Source organism: Candidatus Leptovillus gracilis, assembly GCA_016716065.1.
Lineage (GTDB): Bacteria > Chloroflexota > Anaerolineae > Promineifilales > Promineifilaceae > Leptovillus > Leptovillus gracilis.
In genome coordinates this window covers 12,844-36,363 of the sequence record JADJXA010000007.1, presented here as the reverse complement: position 1 = coordinate 36,363, position 23,520 = coordinate 12,844, and the positions used below count along the sequence as shown (strand labels likewise).

The window sequence follows — 23,520 nt, the reverse complement described above, 5'->3', positions numbered from 1 at the left end:
CGGCCGTGTGTCGGCCACTTTTCTGCTGTTGATAGCAAGGAGCTGCATGATGATCTACTACCGCGAACAGCGAGAAAGCAACGAAGCCCATACCCTGGCGCCCTATGCCCTAAAAAGCATCGCTTCCCACGGGCGCGTTTTTCCCGAGGCAGAATCCAGCACCCGCACAGCCTTTGAGCGGGACCGGGACCGTATCATTCATACCACAGCCTTCCGCCGTTTGGAATACAAAACCCAGGTTTTTGTGTTTTATGAGGGCGACCATTACCGCACCCGGCTCACCCACACCCTGGAAGTGGCGCAGTTGGGCCGTTCCTTGGCGCGGGGTTTGGGAGCCAACCACGATCTGACGGAAGCAATTTGTCTGGCTCACGACTTAGGCCATGCGCCGTTTGGACATGCCGGCGAGCATATTCTTAATGCGTTGATGGCCGAGCATGGTGGGTTTAACCACAATACCCAAAGTTATCGGGTGGTGACCGAATTGGAAGAGCGTTATCCAGACTTTCCTGGCCTGAACCTGACCTATGAAACCCGCGAAGGGATGATCAAACATGAGACGGCTTACGACAAAAGTGACGCTACCGGCTATGCGCCGGAAAAACGTGCGTCGCTGGAAGCGCAAATCGCCAATCTAGCGGACGAGATTGCCTACAACGCCCATGATCTGGATGATGGGCTGCGCGCCGATTTGTTTACGCCGGCCGATCTGACCGAACTGTCTATCTGGCAGGAGTTGGTGGAGACGGTGGGCTGGGATGGGCAACGGCCGTTTACCCACAGCATCCGCCACGAACTCATCCGCGAACTCATCGGCCGTTCCGTCACCGATGTCCTGAAACAGACAGACCTGCACCTGAACACCTTCCACCTGGATACAGCGGAGAAAATCCAAACCCACACCGAAAATGTCGTTAGCTATTCACCTGAATTGGGCGTACAAATTCAACGCCTTAAGCAATTCCTTTACGAACGTATGTACCGCCATTACCGCCTCATGCGGATGCAGTTTAAGGCTGAGCGGTTCATCTCCGAATTGTTTGGCGTTTATCTTAAAGAACCCAACATGCTGCCCGACTCCCACCGCCATTATCTGAACCACGCCCCTCTGCCCCGCGTGATCACCGACTACATCGCCGGCATGACCGACCGCTACGCGCTGGATGAATGGCAAAAGATATTCAACCCCTACGCCCGAACATGAACAAAAAAGCCCCCTGACAATCAGGGGGCTTTTAATTCTTTGGTTACCGGCAGTGGTTAGAAGTCGAACGCATCGTCAACGTCTACCTGGCGGATTTCCTGAACGCGCCCTTCAATGTCTGGCGGTTCAAAGTCACCCTCTTTGCTCCAGACGTGGAACTTGATGGACAGCCGGTCAAAATAGCTGTTGGGCGGCAAGTTAGTGTCCTGACCATATTCCATCATGGTAATTTCGGCGTTCAGGATCAACGAGACTGTCTCTAACACAATGGTCTCATGCTCTCGGGCCAGAATTTGCTCCGTGCCTTTGGTCGCCAATTTGGCTTTGATCCCTTCGTCATAGAAGGCATGGTCGCTCATCAGAATCTTGGTACGGGTGCGGATGTCGTTTTTGTCGAACAACCATACCTCAAACGCCGCGACGTTGCGTGGCGTATCCGTCCCAATGGATTCCGATATGGCAATGCCGCAATCACCCAGAAAATCTTGAGATTGGTTCTCGATGGGGAAGGAATACTCAAAACGATCATCGCCCCAAACATAGGTTGTATCCACGCTGGCAATGGGGGTTGTGTCCATGCCAAGATCCGCAGACACCGGAGCGGCCGTGGGCATTTCGATGTAGGAAGACCGGCCCCCATCTTGCATGGCGTTACGCCGATTGAGAACAAACAGAATCGCGCCGATTAAGATGATGAGCAGCAGTCCTAAAAACAGAATGGATGCCAGACTGCTGCCGCCTTCTTCGGCCGGCTGCGCGGCCTCGCTGCCGGGGGGCGTGATGGCCGTTACACCGGCGCAGCCCACACCACCATTCACTACAGAAGCCACAGCTTGCAGCCGCTGCACTTCGGCCGGATCAGTTGAGCGAGTCGCTGCGGCACACGCTGCATCCGCGCCACCCCAACTACCCAGGGCCTCTTGTACCTTTTGCGCATTGTTGTCAAAAGAATACGCATCGGCCACAGCCCGGACAAAATTATCCTGATACTGCTGCGATAAAGCGTTTGGCGCTGCATCCTCCCAGGTTACCGGCGTCAGGCCCCAACCAAAAAGGAACAACCCAATTGCGAACCCAATCGCAAATACGATTAATAAAGAGATACCCGGTTGTTTACGCACAAAATCCATATGTCACCTACCTTCTAGCTCCTGGCGGGAACGATTCAACAGTGACATCCCCTCTGCAAAATAAATCTTATCACAACTAGACTAAGCGTCAAGTTATGTTTAATTCTTTCCTTAACGCTTGCCGCTGTGGTATACTGTCTGGCGATCTTCAATATGAAATTGACCCTCTAACACAGCCAGGAGATTACGAACGTGAAACACTTCTTGAGTATTGCAGATTTGACCCCTGATGAACTTCATGACCTCCTAGATTTGGGCCTTTCGCTGAAGGCGGAGTGGCGCGGTGGCGGCAACCGGCCGCTGCTAAAAGGCAAGAGTCTGGCGTTGGTATTTCAGAAACCGTCGCTGCGGACACGGGTCTCTTTTGAAATGGGTATGGTGCATTTAGGTGGGTATGCGTTTTATTTGTCGCCCAATGAAGTGAAGATGGGCGGGCGTGAAAGTGTGCCGGATGTGGCCCGGGTGTTGTCCAGCTATGTGGATGGTATTATGGCTCGCGTGTTTGAACATCAACATATTGTGGACCTGGCGGCTTATTCAAGCGTGCCGGTAATCAATGGCCTGTCCGATTATAACCATCCGGCGCAGGGATTTACGGATGTGTTTACCATTTTGGAGGACAAGGGCAAACTGGGGGGTTTGAAGCTGGCTTATGTTGGAGACAGCAATAATGTGACGCGCTCGTTGATGTTTGCGGCGATGAAGTTGGGGATGCACATGTCGGTGGCGTCTCCGCCCGGATATAATTTAACGGCGGAAGATGTGCGTCTGGCGGCGGAAATGAGCGTAGGTGGGGCGACGTTGGAGTTGGTGGAGGACCCAGTAACGGCCGTTACCGACGCCGACGTTATCTACACAGATGTCTGGACCAGCATGGGGCAAGAAGCCGAAGCCGCCGAACGCGCCCGGTTGTTCCCACCCTATCAGGTAAACCAGGCGCTCGTCGCCAAAGCCAAACCAGACTGCATTGTGATGCACTGCCTGCCGGCCCATCGTGGTGATGAGATTACCGACGAAGTAGCCGATGGCCCCCATTCCCGTCTGTTCCCCCAGGCCGAAAACCGAATGCACGCCCAAAAAGCGATTTTGGTTCGTTTGTTGGCGGAGTGAACATAGTTGGGAATGCGCGCAGATGGCTGCGCATTGTGGCTAATCACCACAAACAAACACTCGAATGAGGATTGCATGGCAACAAACCGTGCCCGTTATGAAGAAGCATTAAACAAAGGTCACAGCTATGGTTGGGACCAGCGTTGGGAAGAAGCCATCCTGTCTTTTACGCTGGCTGCTCAGGATGAGCCGACCGAAGCCGCCCCTTATGCCGGGCTGGGTATGGCTTACCTGGAGACGAACCAGCTCGAAAAAGCGTTAGACAATTACAAACTGGCGGCGCGTTACTCTCATGGGGAGGTGATGCACTTGCAGCGTGTGGCCGAGGTGCAGGAACGCCTGGGGATGGACAGCGAAGCCGGTAAAACGTATATGGCCATTGGCGAGATCGAGTTGAATCGCAAGCGCCTGACTGAGGCGATGAACAACTGGCATCGCGCTGTGCGTTTGGAACCGGATTTGCTTGGCGCTCACCAGCGGCTGGCTTCGGTTTACCAGCGTCAGGGGGCTGTGCGTAACGCGATTCAGGAGTATCTGGCTATTGCCCGTGTGTTGCAGAGTCAGGGCGAAAAGAACAAAGCGCTGCAAGCGTGCCAGCGGGCGCTGCAATTGGACCCGCGCAATCCAGACGTGCTTACAGCCATTGAATTGATCAAGCAGGGGGAAATGCTTTTTGCCGGCGAGCGCGTGGCAGCGCCCACCGGCGGCAAAGGCAGTGGGTTGCTGCGTATGGCCGTAGACCTGGGCAAAGAGTCGTCGGTTTGGGCGTCGGATGATCGGATGGTGGAAACGGCCGTGCCCGTGCAAGACGCCCGCCGCATGGCCATGGAACAATTAGCCGTTGAACTCTTTGAAGAAACCGAAGACGACGCTCAGACGGCCGGTAAAATTAAACGCGATTTTCTCATCAGTCAGGCCCTGGACAACCAACGTCGCGGCATGATCAATGAAGCAATTAGCGCCTACGAGCAGGCGCTGGCGGTTGGCCTCACCAGCACGGCCGCGCACTTCAACCTGGGACTGTTATACCAGGACAAGCTGCGTTTTGAAGACGCCATCCGCGAATTTGAATTTTCGGTCAAAGACCAGGAATATCGCCTGGCCAGCTATTTTGCCCTGGGGGAATCTTATCGGGCACGCGGCCAGATCAACAAATCTATCGAAAACTTTATCAACGTCCTCAAAATTGTAGACATGGGTACGGTGCGCCACGACCAGGCCGACCGGTTGATTGAATTGTATGAAAACCTGGCCGACAGCCTGGTGACACAGGGTGAGCCGGAAAAGGCAACCGCCTTCGCCAATTCTCTGGTGGAATTTCTGGGGCATAAAGGCTGGGAAGACAAGGTAAAGGAGGCGCGGCGGCGGCTGGACGCTTTTTCTGATACGGGCATGATGATTTTGGGCGACGTATTAACGTCTGGCACGGAGAAGGTGTTGGAATCGTTGTATCTTAGCCAGGAATATGCGCGGCGCGGTATGTACAACACCGCCATCGAGGAGACATACCGGGCCATCCAGCTTTCGCCGGATTATTTACCGGCGCACATTCAACTGGGCGAAGTGCTGGCAAAACAGGGCCGACACGAGATGGGGGCGTCTAAGTTCACCACCATTGCCGATACCTTTAAAGTGCGCGGTGATGTGAACGGCGCGATGATCGCTTATGAAAAGGTGTTGGAATTAGCGCCGTTGGATTTGTCGGTGCGGGCGCGGTTGATTGATTTGTTGAAGCAGCACGGCCGTATTGACCGGGCGCTGGAACATTACATGACCCTCGGCGAAGCATATTACCAGTTGGCCCAGGTGGAAAAAGCGCGTGACATCTACCAGGAAGCCCTGAAATTAGCGCCGCGCGGCGAGGCGTCTCGCAATTGGACACAGCGTGTGCTGCGCGCTATGGTAGACATTGACCTCCAGCGCTTTGAATGGCGGCGGGCGCTGCCACCGCTGCGTGACCTGCGCGAACTGCAACCCGATGACGAGTGGACGGCGCTCACGTTGGTAGACCTGTACTTTAAAGTGGGGCAGACCGGCAACGCCGTGGGCGCTGTGGATAAATATCTGATGCAGCTGGTTCGTACCGGCAGGGGCGTGAAGGTGATCGGCATTTTGGAAGATATGGTGCAGCAACGGCCGTCTGACCCCAACCTGGTAGACCGCCTGACTCGTCTCTATATCCAGCAGCAGCAAATACCAGGCGCCGTGACTGTATTGGACAAATTGGGCGAAGCGCAGTTAGAGGCTGGCGACAAAGCCGGTGCGGTGATCACCATTGAGAAAATCTTAAAGCTCAATCCACCCAATGCCGCCAGTTACAAACAACTGCTGTCCCAATTGAGGTAACACCCCTCGGCCACAGCTTGCCTGGCGGTAGTTGTACGGCCGTTTCATTGAAACACGGAGAAAACCCTTGTTTCCCTTCCCCAATCTCCGTGACCCTCTGTGTAACTGTGGACTATTTTCGAAAGAGGACTCATGGGAATTATTCAGACCGTTGTGCAAGACAACACGTTCCGCCCCGAAGATATTCCGGCGTTTGAACAAAAATTGTTTTTTGAAGGCGCTAAACGCCGGTTGTCGGTCGAGCGGTTTGTCATCTTACTGCTACTGGCGACGATCATTGCCACGTATGGCGTGTTGGGCGATTCTACAGCGACCGTCATTGGCGCGATGATCGTCGCGCCGTTGATGACGCCCATCATGGCAACGGCCGCCGGCATTGCCATGGGGCGCCTGGATAGAGCCATTCGCTCGCTGCTCACCGTTGCCGCCGGTGTCGCCGGGGTGATTGCCTTGTCCTGGCTGCTGGCGACCTTGTTCACCGGCGTCATCAGCTACACTGGCAATACCCAGATTGTGGCGCGCATTTCGCCGCGCCTGATCGATTTGATTGTGGCGTTGGCCTCCGGTGTTGCCGGTGCGTTTGCCATGAGCCGCGAAGACGTGGCCGACTCGCTGCCCGGCGTGGCGATTGCTATTTCGCTGGTTCCTCCCCTGTGTGTGGTAGGAATTGGCCTGGCCGGGGGGCAATGGGATGTGGCGCAGGGCGCTTTGCTGCTGTTTGTCACCAACTTTTTTGCCATTTTGTTGGCCGGCGGCGGCGTGTTTTCGCTGTTGGGCCTAAGCCGGGCGGCTATGGTGCAGGTGGAAGGATCGGCGCGCAAGCGGGCGTTTGGTCTTATCTTTGCCGGGGTGTTTATCATCATGATTCCGCTGGGGCTGACCAGCGCGCAGGTGACGCGCGACACCTGGTCCCAGGTGCAGGCTACGGAAACGGTGGAAGTGTGGGCGGCGGCAGAGCGCCTGGATGTGCGGGACGTGAATGTGCGCAACGACATTGTAACGATCCTGGCGGTGGGCGAAAACGAGCCAACCGCTTTCCCGCAGTTGGTAACAGAGCTGGAGGCGAATTTGGGACGGCCGTTAACCATCAACCTGCAATTCGTGCCATCCCGCGATTTTGTTCACGCCTCAAAGCCGTAGGCGACCATCGGGCGCCAGGGCTGCATTGTTGCTGGTTTACCGGTAAAATAGGAGCAACTGCGTCCACTGCCCATGTCACGGGCAATCTTATGTTGGCCGAAGGAAAATACCATGCCCCAAAAACCAGATGCCTACTATCGTCCCGACAATTTACCGGAAGCGCTGCGCCTGTTAAGCCAGCCCAATGTGTTTGTTCTGGCTGGCGGTACAAATTTGCTGACCGGTGATGTGGCCGGTGCGGTGGTGGATTTGCAAGGCCTGGGTTTGAATCAGATCCAACACACGGCCGTTACCCTCCACCTGGGGGCAACGGTAACGCTGGCAAACCTGGTCGACTGGCTGCGCGAACAGGCCGATCCGACTGGCATGGCCGGGTTACTGCTGCAAGCCATCCGGCAGGCCGGACCCAACACCTATCGCCACGCGGCGACGGTGGGCGGCGTCATCGCCAGCCGCCTGCCAGACAGCGAACTGCTGGCGGCGCTGCTGGTACTGGAAACCGGGTTGGAAATGCAGACGCCAGAACCAGCCAGCCTGACGCTGGCCGATTATTTGTTGGCCGAGGAACGGCCGTCTGGCCTCATCACCCACGTCGTCATTCCCTGGGGCAGCGGCCGTTTTGCCGCGGAGCGCGTCGCCCGCACCCCGGCCGATGCCCCCATCGTCTCTGTGACCGGCTGGCAGCCAGAAGGCGGTCGCCCGCGCCTGGCTGCCACGGGCATTGGCCCACGTCCGACACGGCTGGCCCAGGCCGAAGCGGCGCTGGCAGCAGGCGATGCGGCTGCCGCCGTGCAGGCCTCCCAATCCGCCGGCCACCACCCCGGCGACTTCCGTGGGGACGCGGCCTACCGGCAAGAGATGACGGCCGTTCTGGCCCGACGTGTGTTGGCTGAACTGGGTGAATAGTATCCAGTGTTCAGTGTAAGAGCCATACTGAGTACTGAACACTGATTACCGAACACTGAACACTCCTCCTCCCCCACTTGCGCCTTTCCCCATACCCGGTTACGATCCTTTTACCAAGTCGGCTGGGTGATCGCGGTTGGGCGTTCTCATGAACGTCTGGCTGAGGAAAGTCCGCACTCCATAGGGCACGGCGCCGGCTAACAGCCGGGCAGGGCGACCTGACGGCAAGTGCAACAGAGAGGCATATTGCCAGCCAAACGGTCTGCCGTTTGGCCGGTGAGGGTGAAACGGTGGTGTAAGAGACCACCGGCGGCGGCAGCGATGTCGCCGGCCAGGCAAACCCCGCCGGGAGCAAGACCAAGCAGGACGAAGGGTTTTGTGGCCTGTCCACAAGGCCCACGGAGCGGCCCGCGCCGTCTGACGTCCGGGTAGGTTGCAAGAGGGCATTGGTAACAATGCTCCCAGATAGATGATCACCAGCGTTTACGTCCTCGTAAACGCCTACAGAATGCGGCTTATAGGCTGACTTGGGAAACGATGAACAGGGAACGGTGAACTGTGAATACAAATTCAGTTCATCGTTCATCGTTCATCGTTTATCGTTCATCGTTTATCGTTCATCATTCAAAAAGTTTATGACGGTTCAAGTTTTATTTGTCTGTTTAGGGAATATCTGCCGTTCGCCAATGGCGGAGGCTGTTTTTCAGAAGATGGTGGACGATGCCGGGCTGACCGACCAGATACTGGTGGATTCGGCGGGGACCGGGTCGTGGCATGTGGGCGAAACGGCGCACCGGGGGACGTTGAAGGTATTACGGCAGCATGGCATTGCGTATAACGGCCGTGCCCGCCAATTCCACCCCACTGACCTTACACCCGATACTTACCTGATCGCTCTGGACGCCAGCAACGTACAAGATTTGCAGCGCATCATTGCCGAACGGCCAGCAAAACTCTTTCGCTTACTGGACTTTGCCACCAACACCACCGAAACTGACGTGCCCGATCCCTACTATTCCGGCAATTTTGAGTATGTATACCAATTGGTGGAAGATGGCTGCCGGGTTTGCTGGCCGCCATTCGGGAACGAGAAGGCGTTTAACACCAGGCGGTGATATAAGAGCCTATTCGTCCAGGTAGATCGAAAACCGGCGTTTCTTTGGTCAGCACGGCGTTGGCGCCGGCAGCCAGGCTGTTGGAGCGGGTTTCTTCGCGGTCGTCGGCGGTGTACATGACAATACACGGGGGCGATTCGACATAGACAGAGCGAATGCGGCGACAGACTTCGATGCCGTCCATGCCGGGCATCATCACATCTAGCAGCACCAGGTCTGGCGCTTCTTCATCCAACATTTGCAGAGCCTGACGGCCGTTCACCGCCCCACGCACCACATACCCCGCTTGCTGCAAAATGATCTGGCACAAATCTACCAGAGACCGCTCATCATCCACAACTAAAATCTTGCTGCTTGTACCCATGCCTTCATTCTAGATGATGCAATGATTCGGGTAAATAGGCAGAGGGGACCATACAAACGGCCGAAACATCCCCAAAGAGAAGCCCGCTTTTGCGGGCTTCTTAGTTTACTGGTGGACCATCGCCTCAAAGGTTCGTTTGGGAATGACGTTTTGCGCCTGTGGGCCTTTGCCCCGGTCAATCAAAACGTACTCCACCCGGTCCCCTTCGTAAAGGTTACGGTATCCATCACCCTCAATGGCCGAATAATGGACGAAGATTTCATCGCCACCCTCGTCGGGATTGATGAATCCGTACCCTTTTAAGCGGCTAAACCATTTGACAACACCTGTGCTTTTATTCATTTTGTACCTCCAAACTGTATCATGGGTAACCGCGTAGGCGACTGGCGTCTGACAAGCACAAAGCGCCATCCAAAAATGATGAGAATGGCGCCTGAGGCTGTACGACAAACACCTGCTGACCTTGCACTACAGTTCACCCTTAGCTAACTACCGTGTTTGTCAATAGTTAAACTTTTTTTGGGGCAAACGTCCATCAATGATGCGTGAAAGAATGGCAGAGAGACATTACTGTTTGCTTAAAGGCAGCTTCAGGCTGGCTTGCAGCAGGAGTTTGCTAAAGCCAGTATCGCGGAAGCCGGCCTGTTCGGCCAGGTGGATCGAGGGGGTGTTTTGTTCATTGACCAGGTAAAGAGGGGTACGGCCGTTCCGCAGCACATATTCCACCATTGCCGCCGCCACACTTTGTCCCAATCCCTGCCGCCGATGCGCCTGGTCGGTGGTCACCGAAATCTCGGCGTAGCGCGGCGATTGCCAGTTTAGCCCGGCGGCGGCCACCACCTCGCCGGTGGATTGCGAACGCACGATGAAACGAGGCAGTCCATTGGGACCGTCCGTTTGCATGACCAGCACGTTGATGATTGGCTCGAAGCGCTGCGGCGACAAGGCGTATAGGCGAAAGGCTTCCTCGGTTTGTACATCGAACAGAGCGTGCAGCAATGGGCCATACGACGCCGGGCCGAAGAGGATAACGGCCGTATCCGGTTCTATCGCCTGGTGAATGGCCGCCGCACTGGCCGCCAAATCGGCGATGGGCAGGCGCAGCGTCACCAGCAGCCGGAACAAATCCATGCCCGTGCGCGAAAAGGTCAGGAAGCCCGTGGGTCGTGTCGCCTCGTTGGGATACAACGTCAGTCCCGTTTTCTCATCAGGGTGATGAAAGGCGTAATAATCGGCCACCGCGTCTTCCGGGCGATCGCTCAGCAGCGGCCGAATGGCGCGGCGTTTGTCAGAAAGGTTCATATTTTGTGTTCCGTCAATCGTCCATCCCCAATCCCCACAAGCGTCGCCAACGCTGCTTCAATTCCGGCGCGCACGGCCGTTGCCACCACAGTTTCAAACGCGGCAAAGGTGTCCATAGCTTCCGGTTTTTCCAACACGGAGCCATTGACGGCCAGAATCGCGGCCGTCGCCACACGCCGCAAACTGCCCACCAGGAACAGCGCTGCGCATTCCATCTCCACCGCCAGCACGTTGGCCGCCGATAGTGCGGCATAATCCGGCGCGTAAGCCGTTGGCGTACCGGCAAAAAACGCATCGCGCGTTAGCACCAGTCCACTGTGATGGGGGTGGCCGCCGGCCTGCACACCCTGGCGCAGCGCTTGCGTCAGGTTCAGGTCGGCGATGGCCGGGTAGCCCGGCGGGGCTGCCTCACGGCCGTATCCCGTATGCTGCACTGCGGCCACTGCCACCACCAGGTCGCCAGGACGAACATGAGGCTGCAAGCTGCCACACGTGCCCACACGCAGCAGTTGGCGCGCCCCGGCGGCAATCAACTCTTCAAAAGCGATGGCCGCGCCGGGCGCGCCAATGCCATGCGAACAAACAGCCACCGGCGTACCCCGATACATCCCTCGGTAGGTGTGGTATTCGCGCTGCCGGGCCAGGCACACCGCGTCTTCAAAATAACCGGCGATCTGGGCCGCGCGCTCAGGATCGCCACAGGTGAGAACGGCCGTTGGCATACTATCCGGCAGCAAGCCAGTATGGGGCAACTTCCACGCCATCATATTGACAATTGACTATTGGCTATTGACTATTGGCTAGTTGAAAATCCATGCCTTTCGGCTTGTTGTTCAAAATAGACTCGATCTTCGCCAGCACATCCGCGTCCAATTGGGCGGCGGCGTCCATCGCCTTCATGTTTTCCGTTACCTGGGCGGCGCGGGAGGCCCCGGTGATGACGGTGCTGACGTTGGGGTTCTTCACACACCAGGCGATGGCGAGTTGGGCCATGCTGATGCCGAGGTCGTCGGCGACGGCCGTTAATTCCCGCGTTGTCGCCAGCCGTTTTTGCCCATCTTCGCTCTCCAACATACGCCGCAGCCACTCGTAACCGGGCAGTTTCATGCGTGAATCGTCTGGGATAGCCTCGTTGTACTTGCCCGTCAGAATGCCGGAGGCCAGCGGCGACCAGATGGTGGTGCCCAGGCCAATAGCTTCGTAGAGGCGGGCGTACTCCACCTCAACGGTGTGGCGATGAAACATGTTATACTGCGGCTGCTCCATCGTCGGCGGAATGAGGTTGTACTGGCGCGCCACACTGTAGGCTTCCATCAACTGCTGCGCCGACCATTCCGACGTGCCCCAGTAAAAGACCTTGCCTTGCTGAATGAGTTCGGTCATGGCCCGCACCACTTCTTCCATCGGTACGGTGGGGTCGGGGCGATGGCAGAAGTAGAGGTCCAGGTACTCCACTTGCAGCCGCGCCATCGCCTGATGACACGCCTCGTAGATGTGCTTACGGTTTAGCCCACGCTGGTTGGGTTGGGCATTGGGCACGCTGCCAAACATCACCTTGCTGGAGACGATGTAGCTGTCACGACGCCAACCCGCTTTTTGCAGCGCGGCGCCCATCACTGTTTCCGCCTGCCCCTGGGCATATACTTCCGCGTTGTCGAAGAAGTTGACGCCGGCGTCATAAGCGGCCGCCATGATTTCCAGGGCGGCATCAATATCCACCTGATTGCCAAAAGTAACCCACGCGCCAAACGAGAGGGCGCTGACCTGTAAGCCTGATTTGCCTAAGCGGCGGTATTCCATGTTAAACTCCTTAAGAAAAATTTGTGTCGGTTCGGCTTCTATTCCTCTTCATCCGATTCATCGGTCTGCAAGCCCAATTCGGTAATTTGCAGGCGGATGAGTCCCTTAAAATCAGCCGGGTCGGCCGGTTCGCCTTTGCGCAGAATGGTCAGCTTACCGGCGACGGTAAGCTGCTTCGCCATCAGGCGAATGCGCTTGAGCAGAGTTTGCCAGAAGTCGGGCAAAATGGCGCGGGCCACGTCCTCTGGGCGCACGGAGTCGTCCAGGCCGGCGGCGCGGCACATTTGTAATAGGGTTTCGCGTACTTCATCGTCGCTGACGCGGCGCGGTTTCTTTGGTTGTTCTTTCGCCATCAAGGGTATCCAATAGGTTGTCAGATTTGCGCCGATATTAACACAGCCTGCCCCTGCTGGCTATTGCCAGCCAACGTTGGCCCATCAATTCCATATTTGGTTCGCACCGTCGTGGTGGGGAAGGGTTGAGAAACGGCCGTGTTTCCGCTACGCTATGCACCACGACACAATTTCTAAAAGGATACGATTATGCAATTAACCACCCTGGCAACCTGTAATTTGAACCAATGGGCTTTAGACTTCGACGGCAACTTGCAGCGCATCGGCGAATCTATCCGGCAGGCCAAAGCCGCCGGCGCCAGATATCGGTTGGGGCCAGAGCTGGAAATTCCCGGCTACGGCTGCGAAGACGCCTTCCTCGAGGGCGACACCCTGCGCCACTCCTGGGAATGCCTGGGCGAACTGCTGTCCGGCGACCTGACCAACGACATCTTATGCGACATCGGACTGCCGGTGATGCACCAGAATGTGCGTTACAACTGTCGGGTGTTGGCCTTGAACGGCCGTATCCTCCTCATCCGCCCTAAACTTATCCTGGCTGACGATGGCAACTACCGCGAGCCGCGCTGGTTCGCACCCTGGCCGCACCGCCGCACTCTCGAAGAGTACGCCCTGCCGCGCGCCATCCGCGCCATCACCGGCCAAGACAGCGTGCCCTTTGGCGATGCGGCCATCGCCACCCGCGACACCGTGCTGGCGTCTGAAAGCTGCGAGGAACTGTTCGCCGTAGACAGCCCCAACGTCTACCTGGGATTGGACGGGGTGGAAATTCTCGCCAATGGCTCCGGCAGCCACCACGAACTGCGTAAACTCCACCGCCGCATAGACCTGATCCAGAACGCGACGAGCAAAGGCGGTGGCGTCTACCTTTACGCCAACCAACAAGGCTGCGACGGCGGGCGGCTGTATTTTGATGGCTGCGCCCTGATTGCCGTAAACGGCCGTATTGTCGCCCAAGGTTCCCAATTTTCGCCGCGTGACGTGGAAGTGATTACAGCTACGGTGGATTTGGAGGAAGTGCGTTCTTACCGGGGCGCCATTGGCAGCCGCCAGGTGCAGGCCAGCGCAGCGGCCCCCGTACCGCGCATCGTCGTGGATTTTGATCTGACCGATGGGGCGGTGGTCGTCAGCCGACGGCCGTCAGCCGCCATCGCGGTGCGCTACCACACGCCAGAGGAAGAGATTGGCTTTGGGCCGGCTTGCTGGTTGTGGGACTATTTGCGCCGTTCGGGCATGAATGGCTTTTTTATCCCCCTATCCGGCGGCGCGGACAGTGCAGCGGTGGCGGCGCAGGTGGGCATCATGTGCCAGATGGTCGCCGCTGAGGCCGAGGCCGGCAACGCCCAAGTTATCGCCGATGCCCGCCGCATTGCCGGGACCGACGACACTTATCTGCCCACCGACCCGGCCGCATTGGCCGGGCGCATCCTCTACACCGGCTACATGGGCACGCAGAACAGTTCCAAAGCCACGCGCCAGCGAGCCAAACAACTGGCGGCGCAAATTGGCGCGTCACATTTGGATATTAAAATTGATCCGGTGATTACGGCCGTGCAAAAGCTGTTCATCAGCGTCACCGGCCAGACGCCGCGCTTTAAAGCCCATGGCGGTTCGGACAGGGAAAACCTGGCGCTGCAAAATATCCAGGCGCGGCTGCGCATGGTGTTGTCTTATTTGTTGGCGCAGCTGCTGTTGTGGGTGAACGGCCGTGCCGGTTCCCTCCTCGTTTTAGGCACAGGCAACGTGGACGAGGCTTTGCGCGGCTACCTGACCAAATACGATTGCAGCAGCGCCGACATCAACCCCATCGGCGGCATCAGCAAGGTTGATTTGCGCCGCTTTTTGCGCTGGGCCGCCGCAACGCGCGGCTACACCGCCCTCTACGCTGTGGCCGCTGCCCCGCCGACAGCCGAACTGGAACCCATCACCGCCGCCTACGCCCAACTAGACGAAGCCGACATGGGCATGACCTATGAAGAATTGAGCCACTTTGGTCGCCTGCGCAAGGTGCAGCGCTGCGGCCCGCTGGCTATGTATGAAAAATTAGTCGTCGAGTGGGACCATCTGCCACCGGAAGAAGTGGCCGCCAAGGTGAAACATTTCTTCCGCGCTTACGCCATCAACCGGCACAAAACCACCGTGCTGACGCCCGCCTACCACGCCGAATCTTACTCACCGGACGACAACCGCTTCGACCTGCGCCAGTTCCTTTACAATACCCGTTGGACCTGGCAGTTTCGTCGCATAGATGAACAGGTCAACCAATCGCAAGTGGTAACTATTCACCACGGAGGCACGGAGGGCACGGAGATTTAGCCTGTAAATCCTTCGTGTTCCTTCGGTTTCACTCAGGACAAGTCTCCGTGTCTTCGTGGTGCAATCCCAGAGGGGCTGTATAGTTACCACTATTTTTTAGATTGGACCAATCTGGGCCATGTAGTTTCTAGATGATCAAGTAGCGCTTACTCTTGGGCCAATAGCCAACGATTTTGCCCGGTCAGCAGCACAAACACGCCGCCGGCGCCGGTGTAATTGAACAGCGCGCCGGCCTGGAAGTCCTGGATGACCATGTCGTTGATGGCGTACTCGGCTTCTTGTGGCTCGCCTAATTTCTGGCTGACGCCCGGCCTGGTGTGCCACACCTGCCCAAAAGCCCCTTTGAGCATGGCTGTTTCCTGGTAGGCAGCGGCCGTACTTACCCCATAGACGGCCAATGTGTTGTCAGCGTACAACACGTAAACCTCGTTGCTGTCACCACGCCAGATCATCCGGCCGTTAGCGTAGCGCTGGGTGGCGGCGGCTGGACGCTGTGTTTCGTTCCTGGCGCAGCCCAAAGTGGTCTGGTGTTGGCTGTAAACCGACGGCCAGGCAATGACAGCTGGTCCGCAGACGGCCGTTGGCGTGGCCGGGCTGCTTGTGGTCTCTTCTGGGCCGTTGTAACTGGTAAGTACGGCCGTAATCCCCGCCAGGTTCAGCTCAAAATCCGTCGCCTCGTACTTGGGCAGCAGCACGGCGATGGCCGGAATGCCGCTGCCATCCAGCCAGTTGGTCAGGTCGCCAGTGAGCTGCAAATCGGGTTGCACAATGCCATCGTTGTTGCTGTCTGGGAAGCGGTAGCCGGAGGCACGGCCGTACACCTTTGCCAGTGACACAGAGACCAGGCTGCGCTCCAGGCAGGCGCCCGGCGAGGCCACCCCATAGTTCAGCCCGTGCGCCGCCAGCAGCAAAACGGCCGTTGGCTGCTGCTGGTTGATGAAGTCTCGCAACGCCTGCGATTCCGGCTCGGAAAACGGGGCCGCGCCGCCAGCGCCAGGGGCGACGCTGCCCAAAACCAGCGGGTCGGCCAGCCAGCGGCAGTCGGCGTTGCGGTTCAGGTCCACGCCGTTGGCGTTCAGCCGCCCGGCCAGGCGGCTGGTGGCGGCGGCAGCGTCCGGGTTCAGACTGGGGATGATGGTAAGGGTGACATCGGCGGGAACGGCCGTGGGGTTGGCGCTAAAATAAGCGATCAGTTGGTCGGCTAACTGCACGGTGTTGGGCGCGTACCCGGCGTGAATGCCGCCCACCAGGATAAACTGCCGCCGCCCATTGCCCAGACGCACAGCCTCCAACGCCGCGCCGCGCACCGACCGCCCAATCGTAAACACACCCTGCCGGGGAATAACCAGATCAGGTGTAGTTGCGGCGGTTGGCGTGGCTAATAAAGATGGCGTGGCGCTGGTCGTCGGGTCGGCGACAGGGGAATCGGGCGCCGGCGAGGGGGTCCGCGTCGGCAGCGGCGGCGCGCTTAACCAGGCGGCGTAGCGCTCGTAGCGCGCCCCGCCGGGGTCTACCAGCACGTCGCGCTCGACAATGCGCCCTTCTCCGGCGGCCATATCCAGCCGCTGGTTGACGGAAATCACCAGGGCGCAGCCGTTTTGCAGACAGTCTACAGCAAAATGGGAGCGGTCGGCGTCAAATTCCACGCCGACAAGGCCGGTTTGCGCTTCGGCGTAAAAGCCGGGCGGGAGGCGATGCGCAAGAATTGGCCGGCCGGTTGGGCCACCAAATGGCCGGACAGCAGGGTAACGGCCGTATCCTCTGCCCCGCCAACCCCCTCCACCCGCTCAATTTGCAGCGTGGTATTGGCGTCCAGGTACAAGCGGGAACGGTCCGGCAAAATCAGCTCCAGCGAACCGGCATTGGTTTGCAGCGTCTGCGGCTCGGTTCCGGCAAAAGAGATGAGTCCGTCAGATGGGATGCGGGCCAGGTCGCTGCTGCTCTTTTGCCAGATAGCGCTGTCGTCCCATTCCAGCAAGACCAATGTGCCCGCCGGCAGGGTTGCCGTCTCAGGTAAGTTGGCGGGTGTGTCTTGGGCGACCAAAGCGGGCAGCGTGCCGGTAGGGGGAGGGGTGGTCACGGCCGCGCCGGTTAAAGAACCGGCCACCGAATCGGCCAGGACGCGGAACAGGCCCAGGGCCAGCGCAATAAAGGCCAGGCTCATAATCAGAAGGCGCACCCAAACTGGCAGGCGTTTTATCTGCCGCTTGAGGCGTTCGGCGGTGGAAAGGCCGGCAGCATCCGGCGGCTTCAGTGGGTAAGCGCTCACCGTCGGTGGTGTAAACGTCGGCGATGGTGGAACAACCGCATTCGGCGGCGCGCCACCAACCAGCGGTTCTATTGCCTGTACCAGTTCGCCAGCGGTAGCGAAACGCTGCTCGCGCTTTTTGGCCATTGCCTTTTCGACAAGCGGCTGATACTCGTCGGGTAGGTGGGGGTTAAACTGATGCAGGGGCGGGACAGGTTCATATACGTGGGCGTGCAGCAGCGCCATGCTGTCTGCGGCCTGAAACGGCCGCTGCCCGGTGAGCATCTCAAATAACACTACGCCCAGGGAATAGATGTCGGCACGGCCGTCTAATTCTGTGCCGCCCAATGCCTGTTCAGGACTCATGTAAGCCGGGGTGCCGATCGTACTCAGACCTTGCGTCAGGTTGACGGAGGCGTTAAGCCGCTTTACGATGCCGAAGTCGGACAAAAAGGCTGTCTGGCGCTGATCGAACAGGATGTTGCCCGGTTTCAGGTCGCGGTGGACGACGCCGCGGCGATGCGCCTCATCTAGCGCTCTGGCTAAACGCTGTAAAATTTCCAGGATGGTGGGCAAGGGCAGCGCGCCCTGGCGCAGCCAATTATCCAATGTGCCACCGACCATATAGCGCATTACCAGATAGGGCGCGCCGCCCACTTCGCCATAATCGTAAATGGGTACGATGCAGGGGTGGTCCAGCGAGGCGATGGTCTGGGCTTCCTGGTCAAAGCGGGCGCGCAGTTCTTCACTTTGCAGCGCCTGCGTGTTCATGATTTTGATGGCGACCTCGCGGTGGATGTGCGGATCCTGCGCCAGGTAAACCACTGCCATGCCGCCCTGGCCTATTTTTCTGATGATCTGGTAGCGTCCAACTTCGGTTAACATGCTATCGTTTCACGTCATTGGTCTGAATCAGGCCGATGGAAGGCTGCCAGACCGTCGGGAGAGTTTCCTAGGTGCAGCGTTTCGGTGGGCAGCAGCGTCTGGTAAGGGGCTTCTGGCTCAAACCAAAAGGTGCAGACCTGCCTCTCTGGCGGGCCTAACGAAACGACGTCTTGTGTGCCGTGTAATTGAACGGGTAAGTTCGGGGGGATCTGACGGCCGTTGACAAACGTACCATTTTTGCTGTCGGTGTCATACACATACACCTTGTTGCCATCTGTTTCCAGGCGCGTATGGCGACTGCTCACAATAGTCTGCTGCGGTTGAACGCGGTGGCCCTTGCCCGCAGGTATGGTTTGACGGCCGATAGTAAACTCCTGATAACTGTGAATTGGGTAGCGAACCGCCTCCTTTCCCACCTCTTGCACATGCAAATAGCCCAGTAGGTCATGTAAACCCAGGCGGTTGTCCATCCAGGGGCGCGCATGGAACAGGGTGCGTGTCATAACCAGACGCTCTTCGGCCGTTAAAATCAGACGCTGGGATTCAATGATATAAGACAGTTTGCCCAATTGGCTAACACTGTCTATGTGGCACCAAAGCTGCGCCTTTTTCAGCGGGGAAAGTTGTGAATCGGGATGCAGCCCTGGATAAATAAGAATACAGGCGCTAAGATGAGACCAGGCGTCGCTTTGTTCAAAGGCATAACGCAGGTGGTTTAACCTGCTCGGTTTCAGCACATTAGCTGCTCCCTGACGCAGGTAATTTTTCCAGACATTACGCGCATATCTTACCTGCTGAAACGGGTTGATACTCTTCCCTGCCAGCATGGGTTCGTCGCCTTCGCTGCTGTGCGAATACCAGGTTGTTTCCAGGTCTGTGGCGATAATGGGGTTGAAGCAGTTTTTAAATTCCAGGAGGGTTACAAAACGTGGGCCAAGCACAACGGCGTCTAGCTGTGTCAGGCCGGCAAAGGCGGGGTCTTGTTTTGGATCAATGTTGGCGATAAACAGGTAAAGCTCTGGCGAATTGTGGAATTCATCATACAAAGCGCGCGCCGCCGCTAACGTGGCCTGCCGCTCCTTCACATCATTGGATAATTCGGTGTGGATGTAAAGCTCAACTGTCACGATTTCCCTCCCGTAAAAATAAGAAGCATTATAACGTATTCTACCGGTGTATCGGAAGGTGTTGGGCTAATTTGTGGATGGGAGAGTCATCTGAAGCCTGGCTTAGGCAGTCTGGCTAGTAGACGTATTCGGTATTCCGTATTCCGTGGGGTGCTGCCTCTGGTAAATGCCAACGGAAAACGGGATACGGACTTCGGCTAACGGTTACTAGCTGCGGGAGGAGTCAAAACAGGGCGCAGATAAACGCTGATCTGGGTATTTTCGCAATAACATGGTGTAAATCGGACCGGCCTCTGAAGTTCTCCTACCCCGTTCACCTTTCTACCCACAGCGCAAAATCCAGCGCCCACAGCCGGATTACCGTGTCTCTTTCGCCCAACGTCGCCAGCCCATTGCCATTGGGCTGAAAGGTCATGCCCGCGAAGGCAAAGGATGAATGGGGTTCGTCTAAAATGGCGACTGTCTGCCAGTCGGCGCAGCGCCACAGGCGCACTGTGCCATCGGCCGATTTGCTGGCCAGAAATTGATCGCCGGCTGAAAAGGATACGGCCGTTATCGGCCCACCATGCTCTGTCAACGTCTGGCGCAGTGCCCCACTTTGCGCCTGCCAGAGGCGCACGACGCCATCATGGCTGCCGGAAGCCAGCGTTTGCCCATTCGTTGTCAGCGCCAGTGACAGCACCTCGCCCTGATGGCCGGAAAAAGCCTGCAGTTGGCGATGTTCGACCGCGTCCCAGACCATGATCAGACCATCGCCGGCGCCGGAGTAAACCAGACGGCCGTCTGGACTGACGACGATGCAGCTAATTCGCCCCGTGTGGCCGCGCAAAGAAGCTGTTTCGCTTTGTGTCAGCAGGTCCCAGAATTTAAGCGTCTGGTCATAGGCGCCAGAGACAAGGGTACGGCCGTCTGGTGAAGCGGCTACTGCGTAGACATAATCCTGATGGCCGCGCAGGGTATACGGTCGCACCGGGCCGACCACATCCCAAATCTTCAGCGCATTCTTGGAAGCGGAGATGATCTGCCGGTTGTCTGGGGTGACGGCGACAGTGAAGACAGAGCCACTGTAGCCAACAATGTCGCGCATTTCCTGGCCGGTGTCGGCGTCCCACAGGCGGACGCTTTGATCATAGGAGGCCGAAGCCAGGAAACGGCCGTTTGGCGACCAGGCAATGCGGGTGATGGCGCGGTTGTTGGCTTTGAGAATGTGGCGCAGCGAGAAACCGAGTGGTGCGTGTTCCTTTTTCATGTCATACAGACCTCCGCCGCCGGAATAACAACCACAGCAAAACGGCCGTCGCTCCACCCATCACCGACGCCAGCAAATTAACCATGTCGTTGTTCAGCCAGGCATAGCCACGAATGGGCCGTGTGGTCTGGCCGCAGCGGTGCAGCTTGCGTTCCGTGTCTTTTTGGCACTGATCGCAGTAATAAATTTGCTGCACAGTGGCCCCCAACAAACTATCGAACAGCGAGCCAATCAGACCGCTCAACGCGCCCATCAACGCCAGCAGCCAAAACGATTTACGCCGCCCTGCCAGCCCTGCCGCCAGCCCGATGAGCAGACCACCGAGCATAGAAACCGCCGTGCCCAACAACGACACCCCGCCCGACGTGCCTACTTCCACCACATTACCCGTCGTAATCAAGCGCGGCGGGGTTTTGCTCAACGTACCCAATTCCGTCGCCCACGTATCGGCCGTTACTGTCGCCATGACGCCGGTAAACAGATAATACCAGGCGGGCGATGGGATCAGCGCATTGCCCAAAGCGATGAGCGCCCCCAGGCCACCATTCGCCAGCGCCTGCGCAAAATCACGTTGATGTCCCTTCTCAAATTTTTCGGCCGCTTCACGCTTTTCGCCCTCTTTAAAGTGAGACAACAGGCTGGAACTGACAAAAAAAATGCCCAGCAGCAGCGCCCAGGCCCAGCCGCCCAGCCCCAACGTCAGCGTGCCCACCAGCAGGCCCCCGACCACACCCGATCCGGTTAATGACTTGCGCCGATAGGCCAGCGAAGTGATGCCGCTGCTAATGATGAATGCGCTGACGAGTTGTTGGATCATCTCTTCCTTTTACCTCAACACAGGCCTGCCATCTGTCATCAAAATCTGTGCACCGCCTTACACAACGGCTCACAAATGACGGCGACGAATTGCGCCCACCCCGCAGAAGTTTACCAAAGCAGGGATAGATTGGGAAGCGCTGATGACAGTTAGCGCAGCTATTGTTCTGTGGTAACCGTTCACGTCAGAACAAATGGGACACAGATTTTCACAGATGAACACAGATTCAAGTCATCCAAAATCTGTGTTCATCTGTGTACTATTCCAAAAGGGACTGAACGCTTACACCTATGTCTCCGCGTACCACGCCGTCAGGCGCATGGCAGAAATGAACCGGGCCAACAACCGCGTCGCCGCTTACCTGGCGATTGTCTCATGACACAAATCACCCGACTGCCCGGCCCGGCATATGACACATGACACCCCTCCTTCACGCCGGATCAAGGATAATTTTCACTTGACATTGTTCTGATAATTGCCGACACTTGGGAGTGTTCTCAACCACTATTTTGTCACTGGTTGAGTCGTCTTGTTCGTTGACAGCGCAAGATAAGATCCACAAAATTTTCCCACCAGGAGCAAGTACATTCCCATGACAGAAAATTTAAATCCGTTTGCAATTGCGCAAGCGCAGCTAGATGGCGCTGCGGCCGTTTTACAATTAGACCCCGACATGCACGCATTTTTGCGCCAGCCGATGCGTGAATTTCACTTCACCATCCCGGTGAAGATGAACGATGGGCATACGGAAATCTTCCAGGGTTTCCGGGTGCAGTACAACGACGCTCGTGGCCCGGCCAAGGGTGGCATTCGCTTTCATCCTAGAGAAACCATTGATACTGTGCGGGCGTTGGCGGCGTGGATGACCTGGAAAACGGCCGTGTCCGACATCCCCCTCGGTGGCGGCAAAGGCGGCGTTATCTGCAACCCGCGTGAAATGCAGCCTGATGAACTGGAACGCCTCAGCCGCGGCTACATGCGCGCCATCTCCCGCTACGTTGGCCTGACCAAAGATTCACCCGCCCCGGATGTTTACACCAACCCACAAATCATGGCCTGGATGCTCGACGAATACGAAGTCCTCACCGGCCACCACGAACCAGGGGCCATCACCGGCAAGCCCTTGCAACTCGGCGGCTCGGCGGCGCGTGGACCAGCCACGGCCATGGGCGGCATGTTCACCATCCGCGAAGCGGCCAAACTGCGCGGCCTGACGCTGGCAGGCGCGACTTGCGCCATTCAAGGCTATGGCAACGTTGGCGGCTTCGCCCACCGGCTGGCCCATGATCTCTTTGGCCTGAAAGTGATCGCCGTCAGCGACGAGTTTGGCGGCGTCTACAACGCCCACGGCCTCAACCCAGACGACGTGACAAAACATTTACAACAAACCGGCAAGGTTATCGGACTCCCCGGCGCCGACGCGATTGACAATAAAGATTTGTTGGAGCTAGACGTAGACATCCTGATTCCGGCGGCCATTGAAAATCAATTAACCGGCCAAAACGCCGACAACATCAAAGCCAAAATCGTGGCTGAATTAGCCAACGGCCCCACCACGCCCGAAGCCGACAAAATCCTAAACGACAAAGGCATCTACATCATTCCCGATTTCTTGTGTAATGCCGGCGGCGTCATCGTCTCTTATTTTGAGATGGTGCAAAACGCCTACCAATTCTACTGGGACGAAACGATGGTCAACGACCGGTTGGACAAGAAAATCACTACCGCCTTCCTGGCAGTCCACGACATGGCCCAGGCTAAAAAGGTGGAGAACCGCGTGGCGGCTTATCTGGTAGCCGTCAATCGGGTAGCCGAGGCAGTGCGGCTGCGCGGTTGGGTATGATAACTTTTTGAAATAAAGTTTCGAGCATACGTTCAATATGTGCCAGGGGCGCAGGTCTGAATGGCTTGCGCCTCTTCTTTCTCTGGAATTGGCTGTGACAAAAGTTGTCAAAAAAGAACACATGTGCTATTATTGTGGAATAAGATACATACAAATTGGCGGCCTGAGGTAGTTGCGACGAAGCCAAAATCTATGATATTATTTTGTTGCGTTTTGGCGCTACGGCACTTGCTAGTTTTGTTTTTCGTTCAAGAAAAGGAGAGAA

20 protein-coding genes and 1 other RNA gene are annotated in these 23,520 nt (G+C 57.3%); 9 read left to right on the top strand and 12 right to left on the bottom strand.

Annotation, left to right across the window (positions count from 1 at the left end):
• The first annotated feature begins 49 nt into the window (after window positions 1–49).
• Window positions 50–1,204, top strand: a complete 1,155-nt coding sequence (locus IPM39_17990; protein ID MBK8987930.1) for a deoxyguanosinetriphosphate triphosphohydrolase — start codon at window positions 50–52, stop codon at window positions 1,202–1,204.
• A 56-nt stretch (window positions 1,205–1,260) separates the two neighbouring features.
• Here IPM39_17990 and IPM39_17985 read toward each other — a convergent pair whose 3' ends face one another.
• Window positions 1,261–2,325: a hypothetical protein gene (locus IPM39_17985; GenBank protein MBK8987929.1), complete on the bottom strand. Its 1,065-nt coding sequence runs from the start codon at window positions 2,323–2,325 to the stop codon at window positions 1,261–1,263.
• A 192-nt stretch (window positions 2,326–2,517) separates the two neighbouring features.
• Between IPM39_17985 and argF the strand changes: the two genes are divergently transcribed.
• The 6 genes from argF to IPM39_17955 all read left to right on the top strand — a co-directional run bounded on the left by argF (window position 2,518) and on the right by IPM39_17955 (window position 8,951).
• Entirely contained in the window at window positions 2,518–3,444 is a 927-nt protein-coding gene (gene argF / locus IPM39_17980) for an ornithine carbamoyltransferase (protein ID MBK8987928.1), read from the top strand.
• 75 nt (window positions 3,445–3,519) lie between these two features.
• Complete coding sequence (locus IPM39_17975) at window positions 3,520–5,790, top strand: tetratricopeptide repeat protein (GenBank protein ID MBK8987927.1); 2,271 nt, start codon at window positions 3,520–3,522, stop codon at window positions 5,788–5,790.
• 132 nt (window positions 5,791–5,922) lie between these two features.
• Complete coding sequence (locus IPM39_17970) at window positions 5,923–6,930, top strand: TIGR00341 family protein (GenBank protein MBK8987926.1); 1,008 nt, start codon at window positions 5,923–5,925, stop codon at window positions 6,928–6,930.
• A gap of 111 nt (window positions 6,931–7,041) precedes the next feature.
• Window positions 7,042–7,836 (top strand): FAD binding domain-containing protein, encoded by a 795-nt coding sequence (locus IPM39_17965; protein ID MBK8987925.1) that lies wholly within the window; start codon window positions 7,042–7,044, stop codon window positions 7,834–7,836.
• Window positions 7,837–7,950: 114 nt separating this feature from the next.
• An RNA gene (gene rnpB, locus IPM39_17960) (RNase P RNA component class A) lies at window positions 7,951–8,370 on the top strand.
• A 101-nt stretch (window positions 8,371–8,471) separates the two neighbouring features.
• A complete protein-coding gene (locus tag IPM39_17955) occupies window positions 8,472–8,951 on the top strand; it encodes a low molecular weight phosphotyrosine protein phosphatase (GenBank protein MBK8987924.1) in 480 nt (159 codons plus the stop codon).
• On the opposite strand, the gene IPM39_17950 is transcribed toward IPM39_17955, so the two are convergent.
• The 6 genes from IPM39_17950 to IPM39_17925 form a co-directional block, all read right to left on the bottom strand.
• Complete coding sequence (locus IPM39_17950; protein ID MBK8987923.1) at window positions 8,935–9,315, bottom strand: response regulator; 381 nt, start codon at window positions 9,313–9,315, stop codon at window positions 8,935–8,937. The two genes, IPM39_17955 and IPM39_17950, sit on opposite strands and share 17 nt — an antisense overlap.
• A 105-nt stretch (window positions 9,316–9,420) precedes the next feature.
• Complete coding sequence (locus IPM39_17945) at window positions 9,421–9,657, bottom strand: cold shock domain-containing protein (GenBank protein MBK8987922.1); 237 nt, start codon at window positions 9,655–9,657, stop codon at window positions 9,421–9,423.
• 225 nt (window positions 9,658–9,882) lie between these two features.
• Window positions 9,883–10,617, bottom strand: coding sequence for a GNAT family N-acetyltransferase (locus IPM39_17940; GenBank protein ID MBK8987921.1), 735 nt, complete (start codon window positions 10,615–10,617; stop codon window positions 9,883–9,885).
• Window positions 10,614–11,369: a nucleoside phosphorylase gene (locus IPM39_17935; GenBank protein MBK8987920.1), complete on the bottom strand. Its 756-nt coding sequence runs from the start codon at window positions 11,367–11,369 to the stop codon at window positions 10,614–10,616. The genes IPM39_17940 and IPM39_17935 overlap by 4 nt, the downstream gene beginning before the upstream one ends.
• A 34-nt stretch (window positions 11,370–11,403) precedes the next feature.
• Entirely contained in the window at window positions 11,404–12,417 is a 1,014-nt protein-coding gene (locus IPM39_17930) for an aldo/keto reductase (GenBank protein MBK8987919.1), read from the bottom strand.
• Window positions 12,418–12,455: 38 nt separating this feature from the next.
• Window positions 12,456–12,770, bottom strand: coding sequence for a DUF3253 domain-containing protein (locus IPM39_17925; protein MBK8987918.1), 315 nt, complete (start codon window positions 12,768–12,770; stop codon window positions 12,456–12,458).
• 189 nt (window positions 12,771–12,959) lie between these two features.
• On the opposite strand from IPM39_17925, the gene nadE reads away from it, so the two are divergent.
• A complete protein-coding gene (gene nadE / locus IPM39_17920) occupies window positions 12,960–15,086 on the top strand; it encodes an NAD(+) synthase (protein MBK8987917.1) in 2,127 nt (708 codons plus the stop codon).
• 146 nt (window positions 15,087–15,232) lie between these two features.
• Here nadE and IPM39_17915 read toward each other — a convergent pair whose 3' ends face one another.
• The 5 genes from IPM39_17915 to IPM39_17895 form a co-directional block, all read right to left on the bottom strand.
• Entirely contained in the window at window positions 15,233–16,732 is a 1,500-nt protein-coding gene (locus tag IPM39_17915) for a hypothetical protein (protein ID MBK8987916.1), read from the bottom strand.
• The gene (locus IPM39_17910) at window positions 16,696–18,219 is read right to left on the bottom strand and encodes a protein kinase (protein ID MBK8987915.1); all 1,524 of its coding nucleotides are present in this window, start codon (window positions 18,217–18,219) and stop codon (window positions 16,696–16,698) included. The genes IPM39_17915 and IPM39_17910 overlap by 37 nt, the downstream gene beginning before the upstream one ends.
• A gap of 14 nt (window positions 18,220–18,233) precedes the next feature.
• The gene (locus IPM39_17905; protein MBK8987914.1) at window positions 18,234–19,346 is read right to left on the bottom strand and encodes an FHA domain-containing protein; all 1,113 of its coding nucleotides are present in this window, start codon (window positions 19,344–19,346) and stop codon (window positions 18,234–18,236) included.
• 313 nt (window positions 19,347–19,659) lie between these two features.
• On the bottom strand, window positions 19,660–20,595 hold the full coding sequence (locus IPM39_17900; protein ID MBK8987913.1) for a WD40 repeat domain-containing protein: 936 nt from the start codon (window positions 20,593–20,595) through the stop codon (window positions 19,660–19,662).
• 1 nt (window position 20,596) lies between these two features.
• Window positions 20,597–21,412 carry a DUF92 domain-containing protein gene (locus IPM39_17895; protein ID MBK8987912.1) on the bottom strand — a complete coding sequence of 272 codons (816 nt, stop codon included), beginning with the start codon at window positions 21,410–21,412 and terminating at the stop codon, window positions 20,597–20,599.
• A gap of 592 nt (window positions 21,413–22,004) precedes the next feature.
• Between IPM39_17895 and IPM39_17890 the strand changes: the two genes are divergently transcribed.
• A complete protein-coding gene (locus IPM39_17890) occupies window positions 22,005–23,255 on the top strand; it encodes a Glu/Leu/Phe/Val dehydrogenase (protein MBK8987911.1) in 1,251 nt (416 codons plus the stop codon).
• Window positions 23,256–23,520: the final 265 nt, after the last annotated feature.

Bases quoted from the DNA above. Each gene is read 5' to 3' on its own strand.
- IPM39_17990 (MBK8987930.1), top strand. From the start codon at position 50: ATGATCTACTACCGCGAACAGCGAGAAAGCAACGAAGCCCATACCCTG.
- IPM39_17975 (MBK8987927.1), top strand. From the start codon at position 3,520: ATGGCAACAAACCGTGCCCGTTATGAAGAAGCATTAAACAAAGGTCAC.
- IPM39_17970 (MBK8987926.1), top strand. From the start codon at position 5,923: ATGGGAATTATTCAGACCGTTGTGCAAGACAACACGTTCCGCCCCGAA.
- IPM39_17965 (MBK8987925.1), top strand. From the start codon at position 7,042: ATGCCCCAAAAACCAGATGCCTACTATCGTCCCGACAATTTACCGGAA.
- IPM39_17955 (MBK8987924.1), top strand. From the start codon at position 8,472: ATGACGGTTCAAGTTTTATTTGTCTGTTTAGGGAATATCTGCCGTTCG.
- IPM39_17950 (MBK8987923.1), bottom strand. From the start codon at position 9,315: ATGGGTACAAGCAGCAAGATTTTAGTTGTGGATGATGAGCGGTCTCTG.
- IPM39_17945 (MBK8987922.1), bottom strand. From the start codon at position 9,657: ATGAATAAAAGCACAGGTGTTGTCAAATGGTTTAGCCGCTTAAAAGGG.
- IPM39_17940 (MBK8987921.1), bottom strand. From the start codon at position 10,617: ATGAACCTTTCTGACAAACGCCGCGCCATTCGGCCGCTGCTGAGCGAT.
- IPM39_17930 (MBK8987919.1), bottom strand. From the start codon at position 12,417: ATGGAATACCGCCGCTTAGGCAAATCAGGCTTACAGGTCAGCGCCCTC.
- IPM39_17925 (MBK8987918.1), bottom strand. From the start codon at position 12,770: ATGGCGAAAGAACAACCAAAGAAACCGCGCCGCGTCAGCGACGATGAA.
- nadE (MBK8987917.1), top strand. From the start codon at position 12,960: ATGCAATTAACCACCCTGGCAACCTGTAATTTGAACCAATGGGCTTTA.
- IPM39_17910 (MBK8987915.1), bottom strand. From the start codon at position 18,219: ATGTTAACCGAAGTTGGACGCTACCAGATCATCAGAAAAATAGGCCAG.
- IPM39_17900 (MBK8987913.1), bottom strand. From the start codon at position 20,595: ATGAAAAAGGAACACGCACCACTCGGTTTCTCGCTGCGCCACATTCTC.
- IPM39_17895 (MBK8987912.1), bottom strand. From the start codon at position 21,412: ATGATCCAACAACTCGTCAGCGCATTCATCATTAGCAGCGGCATCACT.
- IPM39_17890 (MBK8987911.1), top strand. From the start codon at position 22,005: ATGACAGAAAATTTAAATCCGTTTGCAATTGCGCAAGCGCAGCTAGAT.